At 43.1% G+C, this 17,870-nt stretch carries 15 protein-coding genes; 8 read left to right on the top strand and 7 right to left on the bottom strand.

The annotated features are described in order from the left end of the window. Positions 1 to 13 precede the first annotated feature (13 nt). The 4 genes from glmS (at position 14) to H1A14_RS04200 (ending at position 3,812) form a co-directional block, all read left to right on the top strand. Positions 14 to 1,855 (top strand): glutamine--fructose-6-phosphate transaminase (isomerizing), encoded by a 1,842-nt coding sequence (gene glmS, locus H1A14_RS04185; RefSeq protein ID WP_194774974.1) that lies wholly within the window; start codon positions 14 to 16, stop codon positions 1,853 to 1,855. 346 nt (positions 1,856 to 2,201) lie between these two features. Continuing rightward, complete coding sequence (locus H1A14_RS04190) at positions 2,202 to 3,083, top strand: N-acetylmuramoyl-L-alanine amidase-like domain-containing protein (RefSeq protein ID WP_228527575.1); 882 nt, start codon at positions 2,202 to 2,204, stop codon at positions 3,081 to 3,083. A gap of 167 nt (positions 3,084 to 3,250) precedes the next feature. Then, positions 3,251 to 3,493, top strand: a complete 243-nt coding sequence (locus H1A14_RS04195; RefSeq protein WP_194774975.1) for a ribbon-helix-helix domain-containing protein — start codon at positions 3,251 to 3,253, stop codon at positions 3,491 to 3,493. Continuing rightward, positions 3,480 to 3,812, top strand: a complete 333-nt coding sequence (locus tag H1A14_RS04200; protein ID WP_194774976.1) for a type II toxin-antitoxin system PemK/MazF family toxin — start codon at positions 3,480 to 3,482, stop codon at positions 3,810 to 3,812. The genes H1A14_RS04195 and H1A14_RS04200 overlap by 14 nt, the downstream gene beginning before the upstream one ends. A gap of 381 nt (positions 3,813 to 4,193) precedes the next feature. Here H1A14_RS04200 and H1A14_RS04205 read toward each other — a convergent pair whose 3' ends face one another. Further along, on the bottom strand, positions 4,194 to 5,834 hold the full coding sequence (locus H1A14_RS04205; RefSeq protein ID WP_194774977.1) for an ABC-F family ATP-binding cassette domain-containing protein: 1,641 nt from the start codon (positions 5,832 to 5,834) through the stop codon (positions 4,194 to 4,196). A 191-nt stretch (positions 5,835 to 6,025) separates the two neighbouring features. On the opposite strand from H1A14_RS04205, the gene H1A14_RS04210 reads away from it, so the two are divergent. Further along, the gene (locus tag H1A14_RS04210; RefSeq protein ID WP_194774978.1) at positions 6,026 to 6,298 is read left to right on the top strand and encodes a hypothetical protein; all 273 of its coding nucleotides are present in this window, start codon (positions 6,026 to 6,028) and stop codon (positions 6,296 to 6,298) included. Between the two features lie 110 nt (positions 6,299 to 6,408). Here the strand turns inward: H1A14_RS04210 and prmA are convergent, their stop codons facing one another. Together prmA and tpiA are read right to left on the bottom strand one after the other, a co-directional pair. Then, on the bottom strand, positions 6,409 to 7,242 hold the full coding sequence (prmA, locus tag H1A14_RS04215; protein ID WP_194774979.1) for a 50S ribosomal protein L11 methyltransferase: 834 nt from the start codon (positions 7,240 to 7,242) through the stop codon (positions 6,409 to 6,411). Positions 7,243 to 7,311: 69 nt separating this feature from the next. After that, positions 7,312 to 8,073, bottom strand: coding sequence for a triose-phosphate isomerase (gene tpiA / locus H1A14_RS04220; protein WP_194774980.1), 762 nt, complete (start codon positions 8,071 to 8,073; stop codon positions 7,312 to 7,314). A gap of 71 nt (positions 8,074 to 8,144) precedes the next feature. Here tpiA and H1A14_RS04225 point away from each other — a divergent pair, with 71 nt between their 5' ends. Then, positions 8,145 to 8,648 (top strand): regulatory protein RecX, encoded by a 504-nt coding sequence (locus H1A14_RS04225; RefSeq protein WP_194774981.1) that lies wholly within the window; start codon positions 8,145 to 8,147, stop codon positions 8,646 to 8,648. Here H1A14_RS04225 and H1A14_RS04230 read toward each other — a convergent pair. The 4 genes from H1A14_RS04230 to H1A14_RS04245 all read right to left on the bottom strand — a co-directional run bounded on the left by H1A14_RS04230 (position 8,638) and on the right by H1A14_RS04245 (position 13,989). Beyond that, a complete protein-coding gene (locus H1A14_RS04230) occupies positions 8,638 to 9,273 on the bottom strand; it encodes an AlbA family DNA-binding domain-containing protein (RefSeq protein WP_194774982.1) in 636 nt (211 codons plus the stop codon). The genes H1A14_RS04225 and H1A14_RS04230 overlap by 11 nt on opposite strands. A gap of 11 nt (positions 9,274 to 9,284) precedes the next feature. Beyond that, positions 9,285 to 9,719 carry an outer membrane beta-barrel protein gene (locus tag H1A14_RS04235; RefSeq protein WP_194774983.1) on the bottom strand — a complete coding sequence of 145 codons (435 nt, stop codon included), beginning with the start codon at positions 9,717 to 9,719 and terminating at the stop codon, positions 9,285 to 9,287. Between the two features lie 86 nt (positions 9,720 to 9,805). Continuing rightward, positions 9,806 to 11,845, bottom strand: coding sequence for an excinuclease ABC subunit UvrB (uvrB, locus tag H1A14_RS04240; protein WP_194774984.1), 2,040 nt, complete (start codon positions 11,843 to 11,845; stop codon positions 9,806 to 9,808). A gap of 893 nt (positions 11,846 to 12,738) precedes the next feature. Further along, a complete protein-coding gene (locus tag H1A14_RS04245; protein WP_194774985.1) occupies positions 12,739 to 13,989 on the bottom strand; it encodes an Lnb N-terminal periplasmic domain-containing protein in 1,251 nt (416 codons plus the stop codon). Positions 13,990 to 14,088: 99 nt separating this feature from the next. Here H1A14_RS04245 and H1A14_RS04250 point away from each other — a divergent pair, with 99 nt between their 5' ends. Both H1A14_RS04250 and H1A14_RS04255 read left to right on the top strand, forming a co-directional pair. After that, entirely contained in the window at positions 14,089 to 16,332 is a 2,244-nt protein-coding gene (locus tag H1A14_RS04250) for a T9SS C-terminal target domain-containing protein (protein WP_194774986.1), read from the top strand. Between the two features lie 88 nt (positions 16,333 to 16,420). After that, the gene (locus H1A14_RS04255; protein WP_194774987.1) at positions 16,421 to 17,734 is read left to right on the top strand and encodes a gluconate:H+ symporter; all 1,314 of its coding nucleotides are present in this window, start codon (positions 16,421 to 16,423) and stop codon (positions 17,732 to 17,734) included. Positions 17,735 to 17,870: the final 136 nt, after the last annotated feature.

A 17,870-nucleotide genomic window follows, 5' to 3' on the forward strand; every position in this document is an offset into this window, starting at 1 on the left:
ACATTTTTAAATCATGTGTGGAATCGTAGCCTATGTGGGTAAGCAAGAAGCTTTACCCATCATTATCAAAGGATTAAAACGCCTCGAGTACCGAGGTTACGACAGTGCAGGGGTTGCCCTTCTGAATGAAAATGGTTTGAGCATTTACAAGAAAAAAGGGAAAGTTTCCCAGTTGGAAGATTTTTTGGCTCAAAATCAAGACATCAAATCAACAATTGGCATAGGCCATACCCGTTGGGCCACCCACGGAGAACCCAATGATGCCAATGCCCACCCCCATTATTCTTCCTCAGAAAATTTCGCCATGATCCACAACGGGATCATTGAAAACTATGAGGTACTGAAAACAGACCTAATCAACAAAGGTTATGTTTTTCACAGTGAAACTGACTCTGAGGTTTTTATCAACTTTATCGAAGACGTTTATAAAAACAATGACTGCAGCATCGAGGAAGCGGTTAGACTTGCTTTGCACAAGGTGGTAGGGGCTTATGCCATTGTCATCATGCACAAAGAAGAACCTGATACCCTCATCGCTGCCCGGAAAGGGTCACCTTTGGTCATCGGTGTAGGGGAAGATGAGTATTTTCTGGCCTCGGATGCCACCCCCATCATTGAATACACCAATCAAGTGGTTTATTTGGATGATTATGAAATTGCGGTGATCCGAGACAACAAACTTCAGATCAAAACCATTGAAAATGTAGAGACCAATCCCTACATCAATCAGTTGGAAATGGAGCTGGAGGCCATAGAAAAGGGTGGTTATGAGCATTTTATGCTCAAAGAAATCAATGAACAGCCCCGGTCAATCGCCGACTGTATGCGGGGTAGGCTGGATGCCAAAAACGGCCGACTCGTATTAGGGGGTCTGAGGGATTACATGAACAAGTTCCAAAATGCAGACCGGATCATCATCATGGCCTGCGGGACTTCCTGGCATGCTGGCTTGGTGGCGGAATACCTCTTTGAAGAATTTGCAAGAATTCCCGTGGAAGTGGAGTATGCTTCAGAATTCCGATACAGGAATCCGGTTGTGAGTGAGAAAGACTTTGTCATTGCGATTTCACAGTCCGGAGAGACTGCTGATACTTTAGCCGCCATTGAATTGGCCAAATCCAAAGGTGCTACCATTTTTGGGGTTTGTAATGTGGTGGGCTCCTCCATACCGAGAGCAACCCATGCCGGTTCTTATACCCATGCCGGCCCAGAAATAGGCGTAGCCTCCACCAAAGCATTTACAGCCCAGATCTCTGTGTTGACCATGATGGCCCTGATGTTGGGATACCAGAGAGGGACCTTGACAGAAAGCAGGTATATCCAATTGTTGCATGAATTGGAGGCCATTCCAGCCAAAGTGGAAAAGGCACTTTTGATGAATGACAAAGTCGAAAAGATTGCTGCTCAATACAAAGATGCACGTAACTTCCTTTATTTGGGAAGGGGTTATAATTTCCCTGTAGCCCTGGAAGGCGCTTTAAAACTGAAAGAAATATCCTACATCCATGCAGAAGGTTATCCCGCTGCGGAAATGAAGCATGGTCCTATCGCTTTGATCGACGAAGAGATGCCGGTGGTCTTTATCGCCACCAAAGACAGTTCTTATGAAAAAATCGTCAGCAACATTCAGGAAGTAAAGGCTAGAAAAGGTAAGGTCATTGCCGTGGTCACGGAAGGAGACACACAGGTGAAAAACATGGCTGACCACGTCATTGAAATTCCTGAAACCCACGAGGCTTTTGTCCCCTTACTCGCTGTCGTGCCCCTGCAGCAGCTTTCCTATCACATCGCTGTGATGAGAGGCTGTAATGTGGATCAACCCCGGAATCTGGCCAAATCTGTTACGGTGGAGTAAGGGTATCTTTGATGTTTCTTTCTTTACAGAGGTTTTATTGTTCAGATAAAAATTGACGGAAAGACCGAGGCCGGAAGATGTGACAAATGGGTAAGTAGGATCGTGAATTAAATGGTAAAAAGTTGGAGGTAGTAGGTCAGAGGTACCAGCCGAAAATTGGATTATCGTACCTGAGTATTGATGAATTACGGATTTACTCACTTTTTAATTAAATATTTGTAAAGTAAAAAACCACTGAAATTAAATTTTGGTGGTTTTTTACTTTGCGTCAAGGGATGGTCAAATGTTAGTTCATTTGGTTTGCCCATTGATTCTTAAAAATCATTCGCTTTGAAATCCCAGATTATTGCTGCAACTTCAACCTGACCACAACGTACTTATCCGCATGCGCCTGTTTCTGATATTCCTGATTTTTGTTGCCCATACCGGCCATGGTCAAACCGTTTGTACACCAGAAAGCCGAGACAGGCTGGATGAATATTTGCTGAAGCTTTCCGAAATGGATCCTTCCCAAAAGCCCATCAATCAGGTCACAGTGGAAATAGGACAATGGTTTCTGAATACACCTTATGTGGAGAAAACACTGGAGCTTCCAGGGGAAGAAAAACTGGTCATCAATCTGACAGGTCTGGATTGTACGACTTATTTGGAAACGGTGGTTACCTTGTCACGGTTGGCCAAATTGGGCCAATTTTCCTTTACGGATTATGAACAGGAATTGTCCCTTTTAAGGTATGAGGAGGGAAGCAGCATGGATTACCCATCCCGGTTGCATTATTTTTCGGATTGGATCTATCAAAACCAAGAAAAGGGAATCTTAGAGGATATCACCAAAGAAATTGGAGGAAAGGTGTATGCCAATGACCCAAGCTTTATGACTGCCAATCCCAGATTTTACGCCCAGCTGGCAAATCCTGAATATGTCAAAAAATTAAAGCAATCAGAAGCGGCCATCAGCAAAAGGGCCTACCATTATATTCCCAAAGAAGAGATTGCCAAACATGAACAAAAAATTCAATCCGGAGACCTGATCGCCATTACCACCCCAATGCAAAACCTGGACATTGTCCATGTGGGCTTTGCTGTGAAAAAAAATGGCCGGATTCATTTGATGCATGCCAGTACCGGTTCCATGAAAGTGGAAATTTCTGAAAAGCCTCTATCGGATTACCTGATGGGAAATAAATCTCAGTCGGGGATAATGGTAGCAAGGTTAACAAGCCCTTGAGTGGCATTTCAATTTGCGAACTCTCTCTTACAATTTCCGGGCTTATGGATCTCCACTGAGAACTAGAACCAAAAAAGGTGAAATCTGAAATACTCCCAAAATATTAAAAGCAATTTGTATTAAAATTCTTAAATATAAATTATATTTATAAATCATACATATTTATTATGGCAACCATCACTACTTCACTTCCGGACCAATTGATTGCACGGCTCTCTGAGCAAGCAAAAGTATTGAAAATGCCCAAAAATAAGTTAATTGAAAAAGCTTTGGAACTGTATCTTGAACATCTTAAGCGTGCTGCCTACATCAAATCCTATAAAAGAACCAAGACCGATGATGAAATTCTGACCATAGCAGAAGAAGGGATGGGGGACTATTTGACGCAGTTGGAAAATGAATCAAGGTGAAATCTGGAAAGCTGATCTGAATCCTGTAAAAGGCAACGAACAGGCTGGGTTTAGGCCAGTGGTTATCCTAAGTGGGAATCTGCTGAACAAGCACCTTCCTGTTGTCATCTGTGCCCCGCTTACCTCCAAAATAAAAAATTACCAAGGTAATCCCGTGTTACAACCAAACGAAAAAAACGGATTGAGTCAGACCTCTGAAATGTTAGTTTTCCACATCAGGTCCATTTCCAAATTTCGCCTGATCAAAAAAATAGGTACTGTTTCTAACATGGATTTAACCAAAGCACACCAAACTTTAGCTGATTTAATGACCCTATGAGTTAGCAAAGTCAATCAATGCAATGATAATTCGCCGAACCCGTCTACCTTTAGGCAGAGGCCTATTTCAAATCTATTTCGCTGAAGGCATATTTCATTTTATTTCACTAACCTACCCAAAACAAACCCTTTGCAACCCCATTCCCATCCGATACCCCCATCCAATATCCAATTATCACATACCCTATTTTGCCGAAAGCATATTTCCTATTTCAACCTTATTTCGCCGAAGGCATATTTCATTTTATTTCACTAACCTACCCAAAACAAACCTTTTGCAACCCCATTCCCCTCCGATACCCCCATCCAATATCCAAATATCACAAAGTAAATATCCATATATCGACGCAGGCATATTTCCATTTATTTCACGAAGTATATATCATTTCGAACTCCTCTCCACCTCCCTTAAATTCTCCAATTTCTTATTCCTCAAAAATCCGTTGATATCCTCAAAGTGTTCTTTCACCCGCTTGTTGCCGAATTCAAATACCTTGGTCACCAAACCATCCAAAAAGTCCCTGTCGTGGGAAACTACAATCAGGGTTCCATCAAATGCCTTCAGCGCATCCTTGATGATGTCTTTGGTGCGCATGTCCAAGTGGTTGGTGGGCTCATCGAGAATCAAAAGATTGACCGGCTCCAACAAAAGCTTGACCATGGCCAAACGGGTTTTTTCTCCGCCTGAAAGCACCCTTACTTTTTTGTTGATGTCATCTCCTTTGAACATAAAAGCCCCTAGGAGGTCCTTGATTTTGGTTCTGATTTCACCTACGGCGATCTGATCTATGGTCTCAAAAATAGTCAGACTTTCATCCAATAAGGAAGCCTGGTTTTGGGCAAAGTAGCCGACCATGGCGTTGTGTCCCAGTTCACATTTTCCCTCAAAATCAATTTCACCCATGATGGCTTTGATCATGGTGGATTTTCCTTCTCCGTTTTTCCCTACAAAAGCAAGCTTCTGACCACTCTCTATGATCATGCTGGCGTCTTTGAACACCACATGGTCACCGTAGGATTTGGTAAGCTCTTCTACGATCACCGGATATTTGCCGGACCTCGGAGAGGGAGGGAAACGCAGTTTCAAAGCGGAGGTATCCACTTCGTCCACTTCAATGATTTCCATTTTTTCAAGCATCTTCACCCTGGATTGTACCTGCAGGGTTTTGGAATAAGTGCCTTTAAAGCGGTCGATGAATCCCTGAATATCCGCAATGGTACGCTGCTGCTCATCATAATGCTTCTGTTGCTGTTCGCGTCGCTCTTTCCGGAGTTCGAGGTAATGGCTGTATTTGGCCTTGTAATCATAGATTCTCCCCATCGTCACCTCAATGGTCCGGTTGGTGATGTTGTCCACAAAAGCCCTATCGTGGGAAATGACGACAACCGCCTTGGCTTTTTCCAATAAAAACTCCTCCAGCCATTGGATGGATTCGATATCCAGGTGATTGGTAGGCTCATCCAAAAGAATCAGGTCAGGTTTTTGAAGCAGGATCTTGGCCAGTTCAATCCGCATCCGCCAGCCCCCGGAAAATTCCGAAGTAGGCCGCTGAAAATCTCCTCTCAAAAAACCCAAACCCAGCAGGACTTTCTCCACCTCTGCCTCATAATTGACCTCTTCAATGGCATAAAATTGCTCACTTAGTTCAGATACCTTTTCGATGATCTTGTAGTATTCCTCAGAATCATAATCTGTTCTGACGGTAAGTTCCTCATTGAGTCTATCGATCTCAGTCTTCATTTTCAGGTAGGATGCAAATGCCTTGGAAGTTTCCTCAAAAACCGAACAATCATCCCCAGTCAAAAAGTGCTGGGGGAGATAGGCAATCACCGCATCCTTTGGGGCGGAAACACCTCCGGTTGTGGCTTTGGTCGCACCGGCAATGATTTTAAGCATGGTGGATTTGCCTGCCCCGTTTTTACCCATTAGGGCTATTTTATCATTTTCATTGATGGAAAAAGATACATTGCTGAAAAGGGCCTGACCGCCATGGATGACGGAGATATTGTCTACTGAAATCATGAGCATTAAGATTGAAGCTGCAAAGGTAAGGGTAAAAAAATCAAAGTGGAATATGCCTATCTATTAATTCAATTCTAACCATGAATCGAATGGGATAACCAAATTCATTATTATTGAAATTAAAACAAAAACTATTTTAAATGTGATTTAGGAATGATTTTTGGTATATTTATATAATAAAATACATAACCATGAATAACAGAGAGAAATTAAACAAAATGGATAGGGCCTTGAGATTATTAGAAGATCTCAAGCACAGTCAAGTAGCGATGGTAGAAAAAGTTTCTCATCTTCAATTGGATGCCATGGAATTCAGCTTTTCTGAGATGGAAAAAAATATGGGAGACTTATACAGTAGATACAATGAATCCCTTGACCTGTTAAATGCTGAAATTGAAAGATTTGACATCAAAAGAAATCAATTCGAAATGAAGCACGGGTTGGACAAAATAGAAGAAGAGTAGTGCTGAGCATGGCCTATTTTGTTTTGCCACTGTCCTGCTAATTATACGCATTCGTCAAGACAGTAGTCCCGGCGGATGCATTTAATTGGCACAACTGGATGACTATAAAATCAGCTTTTTTTGGTCAAAACCAAGGCTGCCCACTCATTTTTCACATTTTGACGCTCAAGATCCAGACCCAATGAGGAGGAAAGTGTGACAAGGTCCACTACATCATATTCATAAAACCCGCTTAGCAGCATGAACCCCCCGGTTTTCAAATTATCCGCGTAAATGGGTAATTCCTCCAGCAGCACGTTTTTGTTGATGTTGGCCAAAAGAATGTCAAATTTCAAGGAAGGTTTTACCTCAGTGATCGTTCCCAAACCCATCCTAACAGGTCCCATGCCGTTGAGATCGAAATTTTCATTGCCGTTTTCCACACTCCAAGCATCTATATCGAAGGCTTCAATGTGTTTGGCTCCCAATTTTTTGGCCATGATGGCCAAAATCCCGGTACCTGAACCCACATCACATACTTTCTTTCCCTTATGGTCTATGGTTAATTGGTGGGTAAGCATCAAGAAGGTAGTGGCATGGTGTCCTGTGCCAAAAGACATCTTTGGATTGATCAGGATTTCATAAGGAATATGGGGCATAGGGGGATGAAAGGAGGCCCTTACATAAACTTTGTTTTCCACCAAAATGGGATCATAATGTTTCTCCCACTCCTCATTCCAATTGACCTTGGCCATTTTGCCCTCTGTGACTTGGATTTCAGCTACCTCTTTGTATTTTATCACTAAGGCATCAAAAGGTTTTCTTTCGAAGTCATTTTCCTCCACATAAGCTTCAATGCCTTCCTCGGTCTCCAAAAAAGAATCAAAACCGATTTCCGCCAGTTCGGCAATCAGGATTTCTTTAAATTCCTCTTTACAAGCAATCTTAAATTCTAGATAGTCCATTATTTAATCTTGATTGAGATGAGCATGAATAACCCGCATTCCTCTCAAAACCAAAAATCTAAATATCCCTTAAAATGACTTGGCTATATCCACAAAGTCTCTTGACTTCAAAGATGCCCCACCTATCAAACCTCCATCCACATCATTTTTGGAGAAGATATCAGGGGCATTTCCTGGATTGCAGCTTCCTCCATATAGAATGGGGGTCTGTTGAGCCAACTCTTCCCCGAAGTGGCTGCCAAGATGCTTTCTTATCGCTGCATGCATGTCCTGCGCCTGATCTGAACTAGCCGTTTTTCCGGTTCCAATGGCCCAAATTGGCTCGTAGGCGATAACAATTTTTCCAAATTCTTCCGGGCTCAACCCAAAAAGGCTTTCGGACAATTGCGCTGTGACATAGGCATCTTGGGTTCCGGCCTCTCTGATTTCCAAAGGTTCTCCACAACAGAATATAGGAATCAGGCCATTTTCCAGGGCCTGTTTGGTTTTTGCTGTAAGCAAAGCATTGGTTTCTTTGAAATATTCCCGGCGCTCACTATGGCCTATAATTACATAAGTAGAACCAAAAGACGCCAGCATTGATGCAGAAATTTCTCCGGTAAAAGCGCCGGAAGCCTTATCGGAACAGTTTTGTGCCCCTAAAAATATTCCTTTGGTTTCACCGATCAGCTTTTTGACTCCCTGAAGGTGAACAAAAGGAGGGTTAAGGACTAGGATCACATCTTTTAGGTTCTCATCCTCAAACATGTGAACTATCTCAGATGTCAGTTTGTGACCCTCTTCTTGGTTAAGGTTCATCTTCCAGTTGCCGGCTACAATTTTCTTACGCATGGTTTTTAAAATTAGGTTTAATACATTTGATCTTGGGACCCTTGGATCCAAGAATGTTAAAATTACACAAAATGTCCTTCCCAAGAAAAGAATATTCGGAAAGCAAGCCTAAAAATAAGTTAGACCCCAAAACGGCCAAGCTGAAAATCGCTGCTTTTTGTGCTTATCAGGAACGCTGTCAGCAGGAAGTCAGAAGCAAATTGTATGATTACGGGCTGTACTCCGATGAAGTTGAAGATCTGTTGGCAGTGATGATTACTGAGGGGTTTTTGAATGAAGAAAGGTATGCCAAAGCCTTTGTACGAGGTAAATTTGGCTTGAAGAAATGGGGAAGAATCAAAATCGCCATGGAACTTAAGCAAAGAAAAATATCTGAAAATTGCATCAAAATCGGGTTTAGGGAAATTGATCCCGAAGCATATACCGCTACCCTGAAATCTTTGGTGGAGAACAAGTGGAATCAACTCAAGGATCAGGATCTTTTTATTAGAAAAATGAAAGTACAGCGTTTTCTAATGTCAAAGGGATACGAGCAGGACTTGATTGCTGAACAAATCGCAGGTTTTAAGCTTTGACCCGAAAAACATCCTCTCCTTCCTTTGGAAGAATTTCCAAAACATTGGCCAAAACCAACCTAATCAGTGTTTTTGAAGCAATAAATTTTGATAGTCCGGCCAATTTGGCAAATTCTTTTAAGGTGATGCTTGAGTTGGCTTCCAATGCCTTCATCAAGATGGTTTCTTTTTCACCATATTGAAAAATGATGTCTTTTGGATTTTTGGACCTTCTCAGGATTTCCCATACTTCCCTACTGGCTTGAATGGAACGATCCCCTACGCGGACAAAGGCTTTCTTGCGCTTTTCTTCCCAAATAAAATGGGGTTTCCTTGGACTCCGATGTATGGTATAGACAGCCACTCCTTTTTTTGGACTCAGCGCAAAGATGCTTTTATCCACCTCTAGAGTAGGTTTGACCAATGTTTTGATGGCCTGATCCATGACGTACACTTCTTCCTCTATGAACCGCTGACCGCTGACCCTGCCGTCATCATCCACGCCGATGATCAAATGTCCCCCGTCAGAATTGGCAAAAGCAATCACCTCCCGAATGATTTTATCGGGATGGGCAGCCTTTTTTTTAAACTCTACCCGCTGCCCCTCACCTTGACTGGCCAGTTTTCTGACTTCCTGAAGGGTCATTTTTGATGGAATTAGTTGATTAAAAAAGCGAGTCCTCCGCGGAGGCCAACCCGGTTAGACCCAATGTAGTAATCTGTGATGGCCTCCACCCTCAGACGGTAGGTGAGGTTATGGGAATATCCAACACCCAGTGAGGTGTCACTGTTGGGCCCCAACAAGAATCTGGCACGTACGAAAACCGGGTCGAATGGGTACACCCTAGCCCCTAAAGTCACCTGATTGTTTCTGTTAGAATTGAATTCGTAACCTCCTGAAAGGGAAAACCAATGTGTCATGAAATAGTTTCCCTCCAAACCGATTTGACTCCTTTGAAACAAGCCAGAGTTATCAGACCGAATCAGATCTGCTCCTCCTGAAATCAGCAAACTTCCGGGTGATTGTTGGGCAAATGAACTTTTAACTCCCACCAAACTCAAAAATACCAGCACTACACAAATCTTCTTCATAACTTATTCTTGTAATTAAAATTAAAAGCTCAATCAGGCTCAATCAAATTGGCCTATACACTTAGTAAAACTGTCTTTTGGGGTTGTTAAAGAGAATCCTGTTTTAGACTTTCCAATTTATTTTTATAAGCCTGCCAATCATCTCTCAGTCGGGCAGCTTCCATGAAATTCAATTCTTTGGCCGCTTTTTCCATCAGTCTTTGGGTCTGGGTGATTAATTTTTCCAGTTTGTCCTTACTCAAATACTGTACCACAGGATCAGCAGCTACTGAATTTCCGGTAAGGAAATCATCCGCGTATACCTTGGCATTCCTTTTACTGTCCGCCACTTTGGTCTGCCCCATGATTTTTTCTCTGGACTTGATGATGGTTGTGGGCGTGATGCCATGTTCAGCATTGTAGGCCATCTGCACCGCCCTCCTTCGATTGGTTTCATCTATGGCCGCCTGCATGCTGTCTGTTACCTTATCCGCATACATGATCACCCTGCCTTTGTCATTTCTTGCGGCCCTGCCTATGGTCTGTACGAGGCTTCTTTCATTTCTCAAAAACCCCTCTTTGTCAGCATCCAATATCGCCACTAAAGAAACTTCGGGTAAATCCAGTCCTTCCCGCAACAAATTGACCCCAACGAGCACATCAAAAACACCCAAGCGAAGTTCCCTTAGAATTTCCACCCGGTCCAGGGGCTTTACCTCGGAGTGGATGTAACGGCTTTTTACGCCGGCTCTCTCCAGGTATTTCTGAAGTTCCTCTGCCATTCTTTTGGTCAAAGTAGTCACCAAGACCCTTGCCTCGTCCTTGACAGTAAGGTCTATTTCCTCCAATAAATCATCAATCTGATGTGCACTGGGCCTTACCTCTATTACTGGGTCCAACAAACCAGTAGGTCGAATAATCTGTTCCACCACAGCTCCCCCTGTCTGGGACAGTTCATAGTCTGCCGGTGTGGCACTGACATAGATGATCTGATTCATCATGGTTTCAAATTCTTCAAATTTGAGGGGTCTGTTGTCCAAGGCAGAGGGAAGCCTAAAGCCGTATTCGACCAAATTTACTTTCCTAGAGCGGTCTCCTCCCCACATCGCCCGAACCTGTGGTACGGTTACATGGCTTTCATCGATGACCATCAGGTAATCATCAGGGAAATAATCCAGCAAACAGAAAGGTCTGGTGCCAGGAAGCCTGCGGTCAAAGTAGCGTGAGTAATTCTCCACCCCTGAGCAATAACCCAATTCCCGGATCATTTCAAGGTCAAACTCGGTCCTTTCTCGCAACCTCTTTGCCTCCACCAATTTGAGGTCTTTTTCAAAGAATGAAACCTGTGCCATCAGGTCATCCTGAATTTCGTGGATGGCCGTATCTATCACATCCCTACCGGTGACAAATAGGTTGGCAGGAAATATCGAGATTATTTTTTCATCAGATATCTTTTTCCCAGTCTCGGGGTCCACCCGTTGAATACCCTCGATCTCATCTCCCCAAAAAAAGATCCTGTAAGCAAAATCCGCATAGGCTACAAAAATATCCACCGTATCACCCTTCACCCGAAAGGTACCTCTTGTCAGTTCCTGATTGGTGCGGCTGTAAAGGATATCGACCAGTTTAAATAGAAACTGATTTCTGGGGATGCGGTCTCCTTCCTGCAAGCGAATGATGTTTTTGCCAAATTCATCCGGGTTTCCTATACCATAAATACAGGAAACAGAAGCCACTACAATCACGTCTCTACGGCCTGACAGCAAGGAGGAGGTGGCACTTAATCTGAGCTTTTCGATTTCTTCATTGATCGAAAGATCTTTTTCTATGTAAGTCCCAGAAGTGGGAATAAAGGCCTCAGGTTGATAATAGTCGTAATAGCTGATAAAATATTCGACGGCATTTTCCGGGAAAAACTGCTTGAATTCCCCGTAGAGCTGTGCAGCAAGGGTTTTGTTATGGCTCAAGACCAAGGTGGGTTTTTGCACCTGCTGAATGACATTGGCCACGGTAAAGGTCTTGCCGGAACCCGTCACCCCTAAAAGTACCTGGGCCGGATCACCATTGTCTATGGCCCGTACCAAACTTTCAATGGCCTTTGGCTGGTCTCCGGTCGGCTGATAATCTGAAATGAGTTTAAAATCCATACTACCTGATTGGTTATCCCTTGATAACAACTCCGCCGCTTAAAATAGTTTGTCAAATCGGGACTTTATTTTTTGTTGCTTTAAGCCTATTCAGGTTATAATACAGGTGATTGGTTAAACAGGGCAACTGAAAACGGAGGTAAAGCTTGTGGCTCAAAGCTGAAAAGCAGGTAAATGGTTAAACAGGGGAACAGATAATCTGGAGAACAGATAAACAGTATATCAGGGATTGGCAAAAGCTAGAAGCTGAAAGCTCAAAGCAGTCATATCCAAGCCAAAGGCATTAGAAAGTAGAATTTGAAAGCAAAAACCCTGGCCTTAAAGCAGCTGGTTTTTGGGAGGGGATGGGGAGCGTTAAGAAAATGAGTTAGCTCCTCAAGGAGATCCACTCATTTTTAGCTCCCCACCCCCGGACAAAAATTAAATTGGGATGTGTTTTTGGTTTTAGAGGTGGAATAGTAATCAATTTAAAAGCTGATTTACAGCCTTGATTTTTTCCTGCTTGGCAGACAGGGGTTCTTTTGGATCAAGCAAAAAGAACAGAGGAAACAGGGTAAGTCAATCCAAATAATGGTAGCCAACAAAAACGAGACAGAAAAAAAAACCTAGAACCAGTCTCCAGACTACTCCTGACTATTTTGAGTAGACTTTGAGCAACAAGATTGGGAAAAGTCCATTTGAAGTGCCCAGGTTGATGAGGTTATGTTGAATACCTATGGAATAGGTTTACAATGGGCATTTCCGACTACTAATTCCGCAGACAAAAGACGCTTATTCAAGGGTTTCGGCAAAGCGATGGTTTTCCAGAGGGAGATTTTGGGGCCGAAACCTTGGGTGAAGGTGACATTTTTCCCCCGCGATTCGACAGGCTCACCCGAAGGTTTGTGCTTCGCTTACCCGGTATTCTTAAGATTTAACCCAATTGAGACTTTATTTTTTGCTGCTTTCAGCCTGTTAAGGTTATAATACAGGTAATTGGTCCTAAGGATGACTACCAACAGCAATGGGATGATGCTGGGGTGAAAGGACTGCCAGCCAAAAATCCAAACCAAGACAGCGATATCCGCCAAAATCAGGGCTACAAACAAATATTTTCTGACCCACTCTTTGGGTTGGGCCTTTAGCAAGCCATAACAAAGGGAAAGGTGCAATGGAAATGCCCACAGGATGTTCCAGTTGTATTTGGTCTGGGAATGGAAGGTGAAAAACCAAAGCACAAAAATAAGTAAGCCCAATAAGCCTAAAGCCCCGAATAATGCCACGTCAAAGCCAATGAAAAGCCTTTGTTTCTTGTATCCCCAAAAGGTGATTCCTATGAAAACCAATGCCAGTACCCACATGACCAAATACGGATTAAAAAGGCTTCCCTCATAGGTCCTTTCCGGAATATCCAATATGACGGATTGTGATTTTACCAAAGACCGGGTAGGACCATCCCCTTCAATCAAGGCCCTACTAAAGGCCGCCTCCATATAATCCGGTAAAAACTGCTTTTCTCTTTCCGAGGCCTTTTGATCTATCACACTGCCTAAGGCCAGGTCTATCCCCAAATCCGCCCATGGAAGCCGGTAGACATATTCATCTATCAATTCACGAAAAGTCTTTTCTTCTGGTGCATTAGGATCGATCCATTTTAGGTTTTTGCCCAAAACCTCCTCCATCATGTCACGGATCCTGGTGGCACAATTGTCATAAAAAAAATCATATCTGTAAAATCGGTTCTCGGGCTTATAGTTTTCCCTTAGAAAACCAACCATTTTCAACGTCTGTTCTTGATTGAGGTCCAATACCTGTTCCCTTACCGCCCGTTGTTCCCAATGATATTGGTTCATAAACTGTCCATAAGAACCCACGCTCAGCATGTAATCCAAGGTTCTCCTCATGAATTTGATATAAAAAAAGGAGGTGTTGAAATCAAAGGTGCCGTAGTTGAAAATCAGGTCTTCACCGGTATCCCTATTCAGAACCCGAATGGCACTGTGACCAAAGGCAGCATACAGTTCATCTCCAGGATCCGCAGTGAGCAAACTTACCTGATAATCCTGAGCTCTGGCTGGAAGCAAAGTTACCAAAATCAACAAAAAAATTACTAGAACTTCTTTCTTAGTATTAATGAATTCGTTATATTGATTGGCCAATGTCATTACTTTTTGATGTTAATTTTTTATACGATAGAGCAAGGATTTTTATTTGGTCCCAGCACCAATAAAAAACATGGGGTAATATTAGCAATTTTATTTGGTTTGCTGATATGCTCGACCCAAGCTTATGGCCAAAACCTTGGAGATTATCGGAGTATTGCCAATGGCAATTTTAACAATCCAGGGATATGGGAGGTGTATGATGGAACAAATTGGCAGTCTGCTATACTGAAGCCTGACCGCAACCATGATGCCTACATTGAAAATCCCCACCGGGTTACCCTGACAGGTAATGAGGAATTGCGAAGCCTATATCTAAACCGGGACGTGGATGCAGGGGAAAAAATAAACCTGAATGGATTTGAATTACACCTATATGGCTCTTTAAATGGATATACTGGCAACACCAATCCCCCATCATCAGTGGCAGCAGCTGGTGCCTTCAATCCCAACAACTGGATTGGAAACTCAGTGGATAGCAGGATTATTTTCCGGGGAGCAAGCAGGACCATCATCAGGGCTGGATGGTGGTCTGCCCTAAGTACCAATAGTCGGTATACCGTCATTTTCGATCCCGACCCTGGCGCTGAATTGACCATAGAGCGACCCTTTAAAGCCAATAGATTTATCATACGATCCGGAAAAGTGATTCAAAAAGTATTTGGAGAGGATGAATGCGCCAGTTTTTCCTTTAATACCAACACCACTGTCTTTGGGCTGGGACCTTATGGTGAGTTAATTGTTGAGCCCAATGCCACTTTGGAAACCGAGTGTTCTTCCGGCATCACCTTTAGGTCAGCGAGTGGCAATGTGCCTTCTGCCCTGTTTGACCTCCAAGAAGGTGGAAATCTGATCCTTTTGGGCAACAACCCTCAAATCAATGCCTCCGACATCCGGTATGAAGGTGCGGTGTATTACAGTGCCCAAAGCGGTAATCAACAATTTATCAGTGCTACCATGCCAAGTGCTATGATACAAAACACCTATCGGCATATTTACTTTGAAAACAACGCCATCAAAATCCTTCCAAACACCTTGGACCTTTTAGGAAACCTTACCTTTTTAGGCGGAGGAAATGTGGTTGATAATTTCACCACGCTCCGCTTTCTGGGCAACAACAACCAATGGGTTAGCGGTCTGGAACTCGACCTGACCGAGATAGAGGTGAATAAGCCGGGTGGCATACTTTTTTTGGAACAAAACCTTCGGGTAAAAACCAATTTTTCCATGATCAACGGCACAGTAGATTTTATGGACAACTCACTTTTCTTGAATACCGAACTTTCAGGAACTTATCAATTCCTTGGAGGGAGTTGGCGCAACTTGCTGGAGCTTCATTATCATGGCCTTCCCGCAAATCTTACCGCTACCAATGCAAGTTTCCCATTCGAAGATCGATACGAGGAGGGGATTAGGATGTTCCAATTGCTTGGAAACCATTCGTCAGCTGGCAACTTGCTCCGCATTCGGTACCATCAACTGCCGAATGTGGATTGGGATCCCAACTTTGATGACAATGACGGCAGTCCAATCCTTTACAAACTCAACAGCCATTTCGAGTTTGAAGGAAACCTAAGCGGTACTGAAAATCTGGAATTGCGGATCTCAGCAGATGAGCTGATCGTGGTGGATGTGTTGGATTTAAGGGTGGTAGGAGAAGGTATCCCCGCAGCGGGAAACCATTTTCCCGGCTTAGACCAAGGGGTCCTCTGGGCCAGAAGAACGGTAAATTTTGATCAGTTGATGGGTACTTCTGCCACAGTGGGTAGTACGGGTATATTCAGCATCCTACCGCTCACATGGCTGGATTTTGAAGCTAAGCAAGAGGAGGGATATATTCAGATTAGCTGGAAAACGGCTCAGGAAAAAAACAAAGAAAAATTTATCCTTCGAAAATCAGAAGATGGAATAGATAATTTTAAGGTTTTGGCCGAAATTCCCAGTTATGGCCCCTCAGAAAAGCCGCAGTCGTATGTTTACCAAGATTTATCTCCCATTATTTATGCACAAACCTACTATCAGTTGGAATATATTGATGACCACGGTGAGGGAGACAGCAGCCATATCATTCGGGCGAGAATCCATTCCCCTTCTTCAAATTTGGAAAAATTCATGCTATACCCTAACCCTTACTTAGGTGGGGACATAAAAATACAGGCCCCTAAAACGTATCTAATAAGTACTTCAAAATTGCTCGTGTATAGTTTTGGAGGTACTTCAATTTCTGAAATCCACCTTGGCAATTCGGGATGGGAAGAAAAATTGAAGGAATTACCAAAAGGCAAATACCTCGTGATTCTAAAGGATAGAAGCCAACAGATTCCATTTATTTGGATCAAAAAATAAGGCTGAGGGAAATTTTCTTTCAAAAAAGATGACAATAAGCCAATTATTTATAATTTTAATTTCCCCAAACCTAAATTAACCTCAGCCTATGACCCTTATCTTCGTATTGATCAGCATTTTGGTGCTTGTATTGTTGATCGTCTGGGCAAAATTAAATCCATTTTTAGCTTTTTTGATTTCCTCTATCCTTGCTGGATTCCTTTTAGGCATCCCAGTAGATCAAATCGCGGTATCTGTTCAAAAAGGAATGGGAAGCCTTTTGGGGGATTTGGTTATTGTCATTGTTACGGGCGCGATGCTTGGAAAATTGGTAGCTGAAAGTGGTGCCGCCCAACGGATTGCTGGTTTTCTTATGAATATTTTCGGAGAAAAATACATCCACTGGGCCATGATGGTTACTGGTTTTGTGGTAGGTATTCCGCTGTTTTACAATGTTGGCTTTGTACTTTTGGTCCCTCTCGTATTTACGGTGACCTACCAATACAAATTACCTCCGGTTTTTGTGGGAATTCCGCTTTTGGCAGCTTTGTCAGTCACGCATGGATTCCTTCCTCCCCACCCTTCACCGGCGGCCTTGGTCGCCCAGTTTGAGGCCAACATGGGGCTCACCCTTGTTTATGGCTTGATCATTTCCATTCCCACCATCATCATAGCAGGACCCTGGTTTGCCCGCTTTTTGAAAAATATCAAAGCCTCCCCCTTAGAAACTTTTCAAGCTAAAATCAAGCCCGAGGAAGCTTTACCCAGTGCTTTTAACAGCTTCTTTTCTGCTCTTTTGCCGGTTATTTTATTGGTAGGAACTACCTTAATCACTTTCCAACTTGATCCGGAACATGCTTTCTATCCTGTGATGCTTTTTTTGGGGGATGCCGGTATTGTCATGTTGATCTCTCTTTTGGTCGCCACCTATACACTGGGGCTAAGGATGAAATTTAAGATGAAAGGTTTGATGGACATTTATGTGGATGCTACCAAGGACATTGCCATGATCCTGTTGATCATAGCCGGAGCAGGAGCCCTCAAACAGGTCTTGATGGACAGCGGAGTCAGTATTTACATTGCAGATGCCCTTCAGGACTGGGACATGCATCCGCTGATCTTGGCCTGGCTGATCACTGCCATCATCAGGGTATGTGTAGGTTCTGCAACTGTGGCAGGTTTAACTACTGCCGGCATCATAGCGCCAATTGTCAGTGGTGGGGAGGTAGACCCTCAGCTGTTGGTTTTGGCCATAGGCGCAGGAAGCCTGATGTTTTCGCATGTCAATGACGCAGGGTTTTGGCTTTACAAAGAATACTTCAATGTCAGCATCAAAGACACCATCAAATCCTGGTCTTTGATGGAATCCATTGTCGCAGTTGTAGGATTGGCGGGGGTATTGCTATTAGAAATTGTACTTTAAAGTGATAAATTGACTTCATACTATTGGATTCTATCGTTTTTTTTATAATTTGGTACGAGATTTCATCTGATTATTTTTATTTCACCCAAAATATAACCTATAAATCAGGATTGATCGTAGGTTTTGAAGTTAGACA

This window comes from Pararhodonellum marinum, from assembly GCF_015354735.1.
GTDB lineage: Bacteria > Bacteroidota > Bacteroidia > Cytophagales > Cyclobacteriaceae > Pararhodonellum > Pararhodonellum marinum.

What these genes read in the sequence shown, in the direction of transcription:
- H1A14_RS04205 (WP_194774977.1), bottom strand. Translation starts at nt 5,834, where the DNA reads ATGATTTCAGTAGACAATATCTCCGTCATCCATGGCGGTCAGGCCCTT.
- H1A14_RS04245 (WP_194774985.1), bottom strand. Translation starts at nt 13,989, where the DNA reads ATGACATTGGCCAATCAATATAACGAATTCATTAATACTAAGAAAGAA.
- tpiA (WP_194774980.1), bottom strand. Translation starts at nt 8,073, where the DNA reads ATGCGTAAGAAAATTGTAGCCGGCAACTGGAAGATGAACCTTAACCAA.
- H1A14_RS04225 (WP_194774981.1), top strand. Translation starts at nt 8,145, where the DNA reads ATGTCCTTCCCAAGAAAAGAATATTCGGAAAGCAAGCCTAAAAATAAG.
- H1A14_RS04230 (WP_194774982.1), bottom strand. Translation starts at nt 9,273, where the DNA reads ATGACCCTTCAGGAAGTCAGAAAACTGGCCAGTCAAGGTGAGGGGCAG.
- H1A14_RS04210 (WP_194774978.1), top strand. Translation starts at nt 6,026, where the DNA reads ATGAATAACAGAGAGAAATTAAACAAAATGGATAGGGCCTTGAGATTA.
- prmA (WP_194774979.1), bottom strand. Translation starts at nt 7,242, where the DNA reads ATGGACTATCTAGAATTTAAGATTGCTTGTAAAGAGGAATTTAAAGAA.
- H1A14_RS04200 (WP_194774976.1), top strand. Translation starts at nt 3,480, where the DNA reads ATGAATCAAGGTGAAATCTGGAAAGCTGATCTGAATCCTGTAAAAGGC.
- H1A14_RS04255 (WP_194774987.1), top strand. Translation starts at nt 16,421, where the DNA reads ATGACCCTTATCTTCGTATTGATCAGCATTTTGGTGCTTGTATTGTTG.
- glmS (WP_194774974.1), top strand. Translation starts at nt 14, where the DNA reads ATGTGTGGAATCGTAGCCTATGTGGGTAAGCAAGAAGCTTTACCCATC.
- H1A14_RS04235 (WP_194774983.1), bottom strand. Translation starts at nt 9,719, where the DNA reads ATGAAGAAGATTTGTGTAGTGCTGGTATTTTTGAGTTTGGTGGGAGTT.
- uvrB (WP_194774984.1), bottom strand. Translation starts at nt 11,845, where the DNA reads ATGGATTTTAAACTCATTTCAGATTATCAGCCGACCGGAGACCAGCCA.
- H1A14_RS04195 (WP_194774975.1), top strand. Translation starts at nt 3,251, where the DNA reads ATGGCAACCATCACTACTTCACTTCCGGACCAATTGATTGCACGGCTC.